Annotated in this window: 10 protein-coding genes; 3 read left to right on the forward strand and 7 right to left on the reverse strand. The window is 37.1% G+C overall.

Annotation, left to right across the window (positions count from 1 at the left end; all coding sequences use genetic code 11):
* Positions 1 to 317: 317 nt before the first annotated feature.
* Entirely contained in the window at positions 318 to 1,337 is a 1,020-nt protein-coding gene (locus tag ACWGXJ_RS25340; RefSeq protein WP_452567973.1) for a ComEC/Rec2 family competence protein, read from the forward strand.
* Between the two features lie 95 nt (positions 1,338 to 1,432).
* Positions 1,433 to 4,189 carry a hypothetical protein gene (locus tag ACWGXJ_RS25345; RefSeq protein WP_452567974.1) on the forward strand — a complete coding sequence of 919 codons (2,757 nt, stop codon included), beginning with the start codon at positions 1,433 to 1,435 and terminating at the stop codon, positions 4,187 to 4,189.
* A 784-nt stretch (positions 4,190 to 4,973) separates the two neighbouring features.
* On the opposite strand, the gene ACWGXJ_RS25350 is transcribed toward ACWGXJ_RS25345, so the two are convergent.
* Together ACWGXJ_RS25350 and ACWGXJ_RS25355 are read right to left on the reverse strand one after the other, a co-directional pair.
* Positions 4,974 to 5,219, reverse strand: coding sequence for a hypothetical protein (locus tag ACWGXJ_RS25350; protein ID WP_452567975.1), 246 nt, complete (start codon positions 5,217 to 5,219; stop codon positions 4,974 to 4,976).
* Between the two features lie 1,002 nt (positions 5,220 to 6,221).
* Complete coding sequence (locus ACWGXJ_RS25355) at positions 6,222 to 6,698, reverse strand: hypothetical protein (RefSeq protein WP_452567976.1); 477 nt, start codon at positions 6,696 to 6,698, stop codon at positions 6,222 to 6,224.
* 740 nt (positions 6,699 to 7,438) lie between these two features.
* Here ACWGXJ_RS25355 and ACWGXJ_RS25360 point away from each other — a divergent pair.
* Positions 7,439 to 8,869, forward strand: coding sequence for a radical SAM protein (locus tag ACWGXJ_RS25360; RefSeq protein ID WP_452567977.1), 1,431 nt, complete (start codon positions 7,439 to 7,441; stop codon positions 8,867 to 8,869).
* Between the two features lie 275 nt (positions 8,870 to 9,144).
* On the opposite strand, the gene ACWGXJ_RS25365 is transcribed toward ACWGXJ_RS25360, so the two are convergent.
* From ACWGXJ_RS25365 to ACWGXJ_RS25385, 5 genes are all read right to left on the reverse strand, one after another.
* Positions 9,145 to 9,432 (reverse strand): hypothetical protein, encoded by a 288-nt coding sequence (locus ACWGXJ_RS25365; RefSeq protein WP_452567978.1) that lies wholly within the window; start codon positions 9,430 to 9,432, stop codon positions 9,145 to 9,147.
* Complete coding sequence (locus tag ACWGXJ_RS25370) at positions 9,422 to 9,604, reverse strand: YvrJ family protein (RefSeq protein WP_060628847.1); 183 nt, start codon at positions 9,602 to 9,604, stop codon at positions 9,422 to 9,424. The genes ACWGXJ_RS25365 and ACWGXJ_RS25370 overlap by 11 nt, the downstream gene beginning before the upstream one ends.
* 5 nt (positions 9,605 to 9,609) lie before the next feature.
* The gene (locus tag ACWGXJ_RS25375) at positions 9,610 to 10,161 is read right to left on the reverse strand and encodes an RNA polymerase sigma factor (protein WP_452567979.1); all 552 of its coding nucleotides are present in this window, start codon (positions 10,159 to 10,161) and stop codon (positions 9,610 to 9,612) included.
* 805 nt (positions 10,162 to 10,966) lie between these two features.
* Complete coding sequence (locus ACWGXJ_RS25380) at positions 10,967 to 11,395, reverse strand: hypothetical protein (RefSeq protein WP_452567980.1); 429 nt, start codon at positions 11,393 to 11,395, stop codon at positions 10,967 to 10,969.
* Between the two features lie 87 nt (positions 11,396 to 11,482).
* Positions 11,483 to 11,686: a hypothetical protein gene (locus tag ACWGXJ_RS25385; protein WP_452567981.1), complete on the reverse strand. Its 204-nt coding sequence runs from the start codon at positions 11,684 to 11,686 to the stop codon at positions 11,483 to 11,485.
* Positions 11,687 to 11,720 lie beyond the last annotated feature (34 nt).

Consider the following 11,720-nt stretch of genomic DNA (forward strand, 5'->3'; position numbering starts at 1 on the left):
GACGCTTCAACGTGTCGAGAAAGTCGAATTAGATGTATAGAGGAGTCTTAATTTTCATGTCCTCCCTCTTAAAATCAGGAATTATCAATTTCTCTGGTAATGCTGTAGCAGAATACGTTAACGGAGGAGAACGAATGAATTATTTAAGTGAAGAAGATTTCAGGAGGCTTTGGAAAAGTGCTCTCAAATCTGTTGATACATCTGCGTTGCTTTTTTTAAAGGAGTGTCATTCGCCATACATCTTTTATCGTTAAATAGAATATGTTAGGTTTGCGAATAGTCATTATAATTAAAAAGCCATAAAGAGGATGAGTGCAATGCTTAATATAAGAATGTTAAAAGCATTCAGTGGTGATAGTTTTATTATCTCATATAATAATGGAGAAGGTAGAAATACAAATATTTTAATTGACGGTGGAATTGCTAGAACATATCGTACTTTAAAAAAAGAAATAAAGGAAATTGAAAAAAGAAATGAAGTAATAGACTTACTCATTTTAACTCATACAGACAGTGATCATATCGGTGGTATACTAAAATATTTTCAAGATGAAGATATGAACCACCACTTGATAAGAAAAGTTCTGTTTAATTCGGCTAGTTCTCTCTCAAAGTACTTCAACACAGATATTATAAAAAGTAGAGAACTGACCTTATCGCCGTTAAACTCTGAGTGTTCTTATCGAGAGGGGAAAAGCTTAGAAGACTATCTTGAAAAAAATAACATTTGGAATGATGAAATAATAAAATTCAAAGATAAATTTCTTTTATCTGGGGCTAAACTTACCATATTATCTCCGACGATTGATACACTTAAAGAATTAAATAAGAACTGGGAACTAGAAGAAAACAGCGCTACCGAGTGTGGTGGTAATAATAATGATTATAACTACACTTTAGAAGATTTACTCAGAAAACCATTTTGTGAAGATAGATCACTTGCAAATAAATCTAGTATTGCTTTTCTTTTTGAATATTCTGATAAAAACATTCTAATGTTAGGTGATGCTCATGCTGTAGTAATAGCGAATTCTTTAAAGAGCATGGGGTACTCAACCAAAAATAAACTTAAATTAGATTGTGTAAAACTATCTCATCACGGAAGTAAGTTCAATACTTCCGAGGAGTTGCTATCAATTTTGGATTGTTCCCGTTATTTAATATCAACAAATAAAAGTAATCGTCCACACAAGGAGACTTTGGCAAAGATTATTAATTCTCAACAAAGGGTGTCTTTTTATTATAATTACGAGCACACGGGGCTTTTTAATACTGAAGAAAAAACATTATATAACTTTTACGAATATGTGATATCAAATATTATATTGGAGGAATAGAGAGAATGTTCACGTCAAAGGAACTACCACACTGCATCCGTTACAACTATACACACAAATCTGAATCGAGGTATGGAAGCGGAATTATCATTCAAATGAACAGTGATAAGTATGACATGATATTAACAGCAGGTCATTGTTTGTTCAATGTGACTGAAGGACGATTTGATTTTTTTGGCATTGATCTAGAAGTAATTGATATACATATTCTTAATACCTTGGACATTGGAGTCATAATTATTAAAAAAGCTCCAAAAGGAGTAGCGAGTAATGTCCCTTTTAAGCTAGAAGAATTTAATTATGAGAATTCACTACTCTGTGGTTTTCCGTATCTAAAAAAAGATACTGACGCAGCCTTTGAATGTATAGAGGCAAATCTTAAGGGGAATACGAGCTCAACGAGTAAAAGAATGACCTATAACATTGAATTTTCAGATAGCTTCGATCGTTCTAAGAAAGAGTTGCTTGAAGGTATGTCCGGCTCACCACTTCTAGTTTCAAAGAATAAGGCGCTTGTCGGTATTTTTATTGGAACTTTACTTCCTGATGGTGCTTACAGCGAAGTGCAGGTTATTCCTCTAAGCGCAATAATTGATGAGTTACGAGAGCTCGATATTGTTTATCTTGAAGACGGGAGTTTTGAAAATGGGATATCATGGTTGAACATAAAAGAAGAGAATTCTGCTGCCATTAAGGGTAATAATGAACTTTATTCTTTATTAATTGGTAAAAGCGGCGCCGGAAAATCTGCTTTCATTAAAACGTTTTTAAAACATTCAAATCTAATTAATTCTACCGGAAATGGCCGAACTACACGATCAAGTACTGAATATGAAATTTTTCAAGATCTAAAAATGCCTAATGTTGAAATTAAATTTTTTAATAAAGAGGATTTTGTTAAATTTCGCATTAATCAGTGCTATCAAATTCTAGATGAATCAACTGATAATAAAAATACAAAAACTAAAGAAGAAGGCATCCTTCACTTATCCGAATATTCAATAAAACCAACTCAACTTTTAAACAGTACCCTTCGTAATGAGGACTTTTTCGATTATGACGAGCTGGACTTTTGTACAGAAGAGAAAGTCCCTCATCAGATATTAAATATTTTTAAGTCTCTATTTGGTACTGAACCAAATATTACTATTCCTGTAAAATATTCGACAGATCAATATTTTCACTTAATTAGTAAATTAGGGATTGAAAGAGATCCAGAAAAAAGTAAGAATGATTATGATCTTGATGATGTAGTTAGAGTTTTATTTGAAAAAGTATACGATGTTGTAATTAGCACATTAAAGAAAAAACATAGCATTTTATTTTCAAAGGAAAATCAAGTCACAATTAAACTTCACCCTGATATGAATGAGCAGGAAAAAGAGTTTTTAGAATGTTCATTAAAGGTAATGGAAAATGAAGGGGTGAAGTACTCCTATACGGGATTCATTGAAAAAGTCATTGTGAAAGATAGAGTAAGCGATGATTACATCAAGGTTTTTAAGGATTTACATATTTCCAAGATAACTTTAGTGGATACTTATGGGTTAGATCATGCTACTAGTTTGAGTAAGGACCTGTTAGAAAAAAGACTACCTAATCTAATGGAAGATTACCCCAAAATGAATACGGTGTTCTATTTAAGAAAGCTAGGGTCTGATTCTCCCTCTGATCTAGAGTTAGCAATTCCAACCATATATAATATTAATCCAAACTTCAGAATTTATATGGTTTTTACTGACATAGATGCGAATCAATTAGTGATTAACAGTATGAGCAAAGACCCTGTTGTAGATCTCTGGGCATTAAATAAAAAAAACAAAATAAATGTTGTTAATTATTTTAATTCTAGAATTACAGGATATATGGACGAAGACCATCCTATTCAACAGGCTTTAAAAAACAATGGTGTCTCAAAAGAACTAGCGGATAATATATATAAAGTAATCAAGGATAAACTAATACCGTATTGTTCAAATGAGAATGGTAGTGAACGTTCTCAGTATCTTAGAAATAATACTTTTCATATAAAAGAGTTATTGAGGTCTATTATTCGAAAAGAGTATTTGGGTACTGGGTTCATTAATATTAAAAAAATGGAACTCAATTTTAACGCCAACACTCAACCTCCAGAACTGAAAGATAGATTAATGTTTCTATTGGAAGAAATGTTTGATGCCGCAAGTATTACATGGTTTAATGGGAACTCGGGACATGGGCACTGGAGAACACAGACCGCTAACATTGATCTTTTAAATCGAGATGTACTTGGATATTGGGGCACCTATAGAGATGTATGGAACTGGAGATTTTTTGATGCATATAACAAAGTATTTTCTAAGTTGTCCACTGATGATTTTGCACTGTTCTTTTCAACTGATCCTCAAATGAATGATGCTGCAGCAATACAGCAACTATTAAATAATTTTTCTACGCATTTTTTGAGTTGTCCAGAACATAAACTGTTTAGATTTCCAGTTGAACCAACGTTATGTTTAGATTGTAATCTAGATAAGTGCTTTAAGCAGATACTTTTATCTAGTTATAAGGATAATGAGCTCAAAGAGAGTGTACATGATAAGCAAAGGAGTGATTGGCTTAATGATCGCTCAAACTTCCGTGAACGATTCCACAAAATTGATTCAGAGGTATATGATTATTTCCTTGAGGAATTTTCGAACTACTTTTTTGATGAGTGCAAAAAGCATAACGCTCGTATTGTTACTGAAAAACATGGTACAGAGTTTAAAAAAATTGGTGAGTTAATAAAAGATTCTTTAAAGAATTTCGAAAGAGATCTCTCTGAACAAAGACTTTATGAAATTATGTCGCAAATAAACTTATATGCGTAAGTATTTGATAATTAGAGGTCACCCATCAAATTCAATTTAAAGAGTAACCGGCGAGAAAATCAAGTTTCCTACGCCTGCTCGGTACAAAAACGATTTTCCGTTTCTGAAAGAGGTCGACAGCTGGGCACTCGCTAACGTGCAGCTCAATTTGAACAAGGCGTACCAACAATTCTTCAAACGCTGGGCTATCGGCTTTCCCAAAAGGAAATCCCGTAAAAATCTGTTATTGAAAGTCACTCCAAATTCATGGGAAAGTAAATTTGTCAGTGATCCCTGCGTACTAAAGCATCGGGATCACTGGGTGATGTTTTATTTTGACTTTGACGGGAAGACAGTTCATTGGATCAAGTAGCCTAATCCTATTATCGAACCTGGTCCAAACGGGAGTTTGGATAGTATTTACGCCCATAAACCGTCTGTTGTTAATCATGAAGGCACACTATATCATTTTTACTGTGTGCATTCGACCAAGCCATCCGGATAACATCACATCTATAAATTAAAGTGAAGAACTGGAATTCGACTTTCTTAGAGTCGAAATTTGAGTTGACTCCAAGCCGAGGGAAGATGGAGCTGATTTAAGTACTATGAAGTCGCTATTTAGGCGACTTTTTTGCATTGTAGAATTACTTAAAGTTCCCCTCTAGCCTGGAGTTCAATCAATAGGGGACACCAAGTGTGTTTTTTCTCATTCAGTTGGTACAAAAAACAAGATATGTGATTTCTTGATAATATTTTCTTTGTAAATTGAAAAAAAGGAAGCTCGAAAGCTCCTCTCCATAGATTAGGGTCTTTCAATTCTTCCTAGAGCTTCCGCTAATTTCTCATTCATCGATGGATCTTGATTGTCAATCTTAGAGATTAACTCCGTAAACATTTTTCTGAGTTGCTGAATGTTTGTTGTAAGGTAACCATCCATTTGAGCGCCTGTTTTCTCGTAAATACGCCCGTTCTCAAGGTCTCTTAGTTTGTTTCCAATTTCCTGGATTTCTCTACTGTACTTTTCAGTAATCCCCAACGGTTTAGTCATGTTTTTTTACCTCCTTAGTTTTTCTGGTTAAGATCTAGACTAAATGAATTCGACATCAGTTTACAAAACCCCTTTTTAATTAAGACAAAAGAGATTGGATTAATAGATATCCAGATACAGCAAAGCGAGCGTATGAGGTTATATTCCCTACTCCCTAAAGTAGAAAAGGAGTTAAGAGGCCAGCTCATATAGTTTATTCGAACACAAAAATTCTGATTCATGAAGAATTCGACAAAAAAATGTTTTATTTACAAAGGATTACAGTATACGAGGGTGAATATAAAATATTGTGTGAAAAATACAATTTTTGGAGGGTTGTGCGCTTGTATTCACCAATCAATAAGATAAAAAATGAAATGGGTAGGAATAGATTTTATGTATATAGTAGAAGGCTTCATAGAGAGGTTAGACTATACAACTCACTTCAATATGATTATTGGGTTCTAACAGAATCCGATACTACAGTAATGAGTTACTGTGAAAGACCGTTGAAAATAAAAGTATCTATTGCAGGTAAAATTGTCGAAACAGTTCTGTTTATGAGTAACAAAAAATTTCTAAGGGATTTCAATGAACACATATCAGAATGTATCAAATCAGACAGTGATTTTATACATATGTACAAAACACGGCTTTTGTGTAATAGTATTAGAAAACCGCATAGTGCCGCGGGTTTATCGATCCATGTTATTTACTGCATAACGATAAGCCCTATCATCCTCTCCTCATCAAACTCTCTGCCTCATATAGATTTAGTAGTCATTAGAGAAAGTTATTGATAATGACACCGTACAGACGGAAATGGTTCAGATGCTGATTGTGGATAAGTACAACGTCGCAAGCGTTCCATTAGCGGAACAAGGTCGTTGTACATAGCTGGCTTTGGGCGCCCTGCATACGTTAGCAGTTGATTCAAGAAACTCCATCACAATTAGTAACCCTATGACTGTTATTTGCAATTCAACAATGGCTTCTGTTGTATCATATAATAAACCTTGCCGATTAAACGATTGGTCCTTCTATCGCTTTGCTAAGTTTTAGATCAAAAGTAGTAGATTTCACGTCTTTATTGCCGACATAAATACGATAGTCCCCATCTTCTGGAATCTTTATTATAAATTCACCTTTTTCAACGCTCACGATGTCACTGAACACTTGTTCCGTGGTTATAGACATAATACCAATCTCAAGCTCGCCTTGATATTTACTTTCCACCGAGATTGTGAACGTCTCACCTTTATGGAATGACAACTCTCCAAAATTGTTTTTTGTGCCGCCAGCCATTGAAATTTTGAGGTTCTTGCCGTCCTTCGTATCGATAGTTCCGACTTTAATCGAAGCCGCCTCTGACATTCCATTCTCCTGTATTACAGGACTGGAAGAACCTTGTACTCTCTCAGGAACTTTATTACTGCAACCAACCAGTGTTATCCCCAGTGCAACAACTACTGACAAAACAAGATATCTTATGTTATTCATATTACGTCCTTTCTTATTTCACATTCAAGATACGATAGATTAATGATACCATGAATAAAAATACCCTTCTATTTCCAACTACTGTCGTGATGTATTAAACTATCTCACCCTTTACTTCAATGAAAAAAAGCAACTCCTCATGAACTGCCCTACTGCAAGTCACTTCAACAATAGGATGAGTTCATTCAAGGGCTACCTCATTTACCAAGTAATCCAACCACTCGTTAAATTAAGAGAGAACCATTTTTCAGAAAAAGGTATGAAAAACCAACTCATGTGAAAAAATGTACAATATAGCTAATGATGAGGTGATAGTGATGAGAGAATTACAGGAACTCAAGGAACTTCTGTGCCAATGCGGTCTCTCCAAGCGTCAGCTTCTAAAAGAGCTGATTGATGCTGCTATGGACAATAGTGCCATATGCGGGCAGTGTGAAGCAGGGTGTATCAATTGTAATTCAAGCTGCAATAATGGGCCTACGGCAAGGTGATTCACAGGTTATAGACTTCAAATCATAGAGAATGAGGTGACACTAATGAGTATGTTAAAGGAAATCAGGGCCCTTCTTTCCGAAACAGGTCTCTCGAAGCGTGAACTGTTAAGAGAACTTATCAATTATGCTGTAACGGAGGATGAGGAGGATATCGCAAGATGTACGTTGGGATGTTCAACGCGCTGCACATCATGTTATCCAGGATGCTCCACCGGAGGAGCAATTAAATGACAGGGGGTTATAATTATGGGTCTTCTTCTAAGCCCTGAGGTGAAACTGCGGCCTGACGGGGGGAGGTCAATCTTGTTTACCGCCAATCCGGGGGATAGCCCGAAGGAAGTGTTTAAATTTCTCTACCCGCAGCAGGCTGTAATCCTCTCCTTATTTGACGGGAAACGGGACCTGACTGCCGTATGTGAAGCGGTGGCCTATATCTTCGATCTGGATATTGAAGCTGCGTCTCGGCAAGTGGATACCCTGTTGGGTATTCGGGTAAATGATGAACAGACCATTGAAACATTGATTATAGAAGTTTCCAACAACAACCCGGAACAGGTACGGATTTACGATCCAAAGACTTTTATTGTTCCGGAAGAAATGATTAATATGGATGATACCCGGTGCAAAATGCCCTACACCTTGCTGGTACTCCCGACCATGCGTTGTGTGACCAATTGCAGGTATTGCTATGCTAATCGTGAGGGTTTTAGAGGAAAACAAGAATTGGATTTAAATCTGTACCGTCGCCTGTTGAAAGAGGCCCGTGATTGCGGTATAGAAACCGTCGAGTTCTCGGGGGGTGATTTTTTTTGCCGGGAGGATGCATTTGATTTCATTGAGAGCACTCTGTCTGCAGGTCTGTATCTCAATATACCCACTAAGTATCCCTTATCCAGAGGTATGGCCCAGCGGCTGGCGGCAACCGGACTATCCACCATCCAGGTTAGTATTGACGCTCTTAACCCGGACATCATTGACCGTCTTATGGGCCTTACCGGTTATGGGGAGAAAATACTGCAAACCCTCGATTACTTAGGTGAGGCGGGAATAAAGGTTCGGACCAACACGGTGCTAACTCCGATTAACATCAAGGATGCCGTATCCTTGGCGTGCTATTTGACGAAGAAGCATTATGTACTGAGGAGCAACTTTACTTGCTACGGACGTTCCTTATATCGCCACGACGATAGCCTATTTTGTTCCCCAGAGGATATAGAGATTTTCGAGGAAGTATTCAGTAAGATCCAAAATGAATTTCCAGACAAAGTAAATTTCAGCGGCGCCAATGATAATCCCTATGCTGGAGATGAATCGTTAAGGAAGAAAAACTTTTGGGAAAGAGCTTATTGTACGGCTAACCGGCGCGGTGTTGTTGTGCTGCCAGACGGTAAGGTAACCATCTGCGAGGAGCTATACAATCACGAACATTTCATTATTGGCGATTTAACGAAACAGACTTTGCTGGAAGTGTGGAATTCGCCAAAAGCCCTGGAACTGGCCTACCCGCAGCAGGCTGCCGTTTCCAACGGACCTTGCCATGATTGCTCCGATTTCCAGCGGTGTCATGAAGGTCTCGGAAGATGTGTCAGGGAAGCTCTTAAAGCTTATGGATATGATCAGCACTACGCTCCAGATCCCCGTTGTCCCCGGGCCCCTGTGGGCAGCCGATTGGCCTAGAATCTACCTAGTTGAAACCTAATATATACAAAACGATCGTAGGAGTAATAAAAAATGAGTAAAGTGTAAAGGGTAGCCTTATGGCTACCCTCAGGCTGTCGAGAAACCCCCTGTTTTTTTGCAGGGGGTTTAAAACTGTCTTAGTGGTCTAAAAACTAGAGTCCTCAGATCGTTTTAAATCGATTTTTGTTTTAACAGATGCGTCTACCCATATAAAAATAGAAGTGTCGAAAAGTCCTCTGGACTTTCTCGACACTCTGAGGGTAGCCTTATGGCTACCCTTTTACATTATTTACGAAGTCAGTTTCTACAATTTGTGATTTTTGTAGTTCTCCAAACTGTGCACAGAAGTTTGTGAAATCCCGAACATTTTTAAGGTCATAAGTAAGGACTTTTTTAATTAATATTTCAATAATGGATTGCTCTAGATCGTCCTTACTATCCGGCTTAACTTTTGATCGAGCTTGTCTAAGATTAAGTAGAAAAAAGGAAATGACCATAGCGAGTACCTCTTTATCACCATTTTGAGCAAGTGATACCAAATCAAACAATTCATTTTCCATCTGAATTATCACTCTCTTTTTGTTTAATAACATCCACTAATCGAGAAATATTTGCTGACAGTACATCAATTTTTTTCTCGAATCGAACAAGTAGATAACCCGCAACAACAATAGGAAATCCAACCTGGCTGATAGCAGTTAAAATATTGGATAGAGTTTGTGTATTACTCAATTGGTTCACCCTCCCTCCATCATCAGAACCTTCAGTTTCTTTAGAGCTGCGTTTTTCGTCTTACCTACTGTTTGTGCAGAGACTCCTAACATGCGAGCAATTTCATTATCTTTATATCCAAGAGCATATCGAAGTGTAATGGTAAGACGTTGTTTCTCAGAAATTTTTGAAAAAGCATGAGCTAGGGATTCATTTTGAAGAGATGATTCAAATGTAGCTGGATCAGTGATGAGGTTTTCTAAAAAATCGTCTTGATGTTTTCCTATCATTTCTCCTAAAGTAGAAGTTTCGTGTTCTTCTGATAGAGGTTGATCATATATAAGTGCAAACCGTGTGTTTCGCTTTTGTTGATTTCTAAGCTGATCAATAGTGCAATACTTAATCGTATTAACAAGAAAGGTAATAAACCGAATCTGAAAAAAATGTTTCTGGAACCTTTCCTCAAGTTCACATTTGCTATCATTAAATCCACTTTTTGATTTATAGTAGAGTCGAACATTCTCCTCGTTCGTAAAAAAGCTCTGGATAATACGATCTAAACGACCAAGGTGCATCATTTAAAAGCGTATTTTTTTGATTTTCTGTTTCAGAAAGCAATTCTTATCCCTCCCTTTCTTTACTAATCCTTATGTATAAAGTGTAATCCCTTATCCAATGAGGATAAAATCCTGAAAACAGAAAACAATACTGAAAAGTATCCCAAAATTTCAAGAAGCCTTACGTGATTTATGAAGTTAAGGCCTAGTAACCTGTTAACTTTTAGCAGGTCTTAAAATATATTAGAGTCGTCACTTTTTGTTGCTACCAATTTGGTCAAAAAACCTTAAAATATTGCCAATGCTATAAAGCTTCCCTTATTGCTGCGGGTATACTACCAATGAAGAAGTCGCGATATCGTATAAGGACTCCTTGCCTTGACATAAAAAGCCGATCCAATTTTTTGGATCGGCTGCTGCTGTAAGATCAAATCGGCAATGGGATCAAGTTCTTGTCCTTTTGTCTGGAAAAGAACTTGTCCCTTAAACAGAAAACACGCGCCAGGCAGGGTCATTATGAGACTATGTTGTCGTTCACCGACACTTTGTCACAATAGCTGTGAAGATGGTCGTAAATCTCACGAGTGCTAACCCTTAGGCGCAGTAATCTAGTCTTAAATCATAATGCTGACAGGTCATCGCGGAGTTTGGCACCTTTGCTTGACCGTAGCTGCTGCGCCGTACGGTGCTTTTTTTAAAGGCTCGGCTATACTTGTTTTCACGTCCGACAAAAGTAATACACAGTTCATTTGTAGCGTTTCACCTCTTGTAAATCAAGCTATACGTTCTGCGAAAAAAGCTAAATTTGCGTTGAGTTTAACTACATTCAACATGAAAATGGTCTTTGTGCTTGCATCTGGTTTAATTTTTTCAGATTTACACGAAAGTATACTTTGGACACTTTAGGATGGTTCGCACAAATTTGAAGAAAAGCTTTCTCCTCATCATCATTCATCCACCTATTGCGAATATCCATTTCGACGCCTCTTCGATGTCCTTCATGTTCCGGCGTTGCTTCCCCATCGATTAGCGAACAATCATTAATTTCAAGCTTTTTGTTTTTGGTGGTAAAGAAAGACTGTGCAAGCTTAATCATGATGTCTCTAGTTTGTTCCGTTAGCCAAGAATGATCTAACAAGTACTTGTTGTCAGCCCGAAGGCCTTCTTTTGTGTCATTATAATTGTTGTAAAGAGCCGCGGCAGGAGAGTCCAATCTGATAAATCCAATTGGTGATAGGCCTATAGAGGCAGACATTCGGTTTCTGGAGGTCCTACGTAGACGCCGTCTACTGTTATACCCTCCAATTACTAGGACCTCTTCATATTTTCGTGAGTATTCTCTTCAAATAACATGGATGTAATTCCCTTCTAAGTAGAGAACACTTGTCCAATCTGCATTAGACCTGTATTTTCTTAAATTTTCCTTCAGCACACTAATTTCATCATGCGAATCTCCCAATTTTAAAAAGGTCTTGAAGCTTGTCCCCCATTCTTTATTTAATGCCTCCGTACCAATTGCTGCGATGTTACCATGACCTTTCGACATTCGTACGCCTCCTTGATGAAGTCTATTCCGTCAT

The organism is Paenibacillus sp. S33 (assembly GCF_053615415.1).

Excerpts from the sequence above, each read along its gene's own strand:
- ACWGXJ_RS25345 (WP_452567974.1), top strand. The coding sequence starts at position 1,433 with ATGAACAGTGATAAGTATGACATGATATTAACAGCAGGTCATTGTTTG.
- ACWGXJ_RS25385 (WP_452567981.1), bottom strand. The coding sequence starts at position 11,686 with ATGTCGAAAGGTCATGGTAACATCGCAGCAATTGGTACGGAGGCATTA.
- ACWGXJ_RS25340 (WP_452567973.1), top strand. The coding sequence starts at position 318 with ATGCTTAATATAAGAATGTTAAAAGCATTCAGTGGTGATAGTTTTATT.
- ACWGXJ_RS25365 (WP_452567978.1), bottom strand. The coding sequence starts at position 9,432 with ATGGAAAATGAATTGTTTGATTTGGTATCACTTGCTCAAAATGGTGAT.
- ACWGXJ_RS25350 (WP_452567975.1), bottom strand. The coding sequence starts at position 5,219 with ATGACTAAACCGTTGGGGATTACTGAAAAGTACAGTAGAGAAATCCAG.
- ACWGXJ_RS25360 (WP_452567977.1), top strand. The coding sequence starts at position 7,439 with ATGGGTCTTCTTCTAAGCCCTGAGGTGAAACTGCGGCCTGACGGGGGG.
- ACWGXJ_RS25355 (WP_452567976.1), bottom strand. The coding sequence starts at position 6,698 with ATGAATAACATAAGATATCTTGTTTTGTCAGTAGTTGTTGCACTGGGG.
- ACWGXJ_RS25380 (WP_452567980.1), bottom strand. The coding sequence starts at position 11,395 with ATGTCTGCCTCTATAGGCCTATCACCAATTGGATTTATCAGATTGGAC.
- ACWGXJ_RS25375 (WP_452567979.1), bottom strand. The coding sequence starts at position 10,161 with ATGATGCACCTTGGTCGTTTAGATCGTATTATCCAGAGCTTTTTTACG.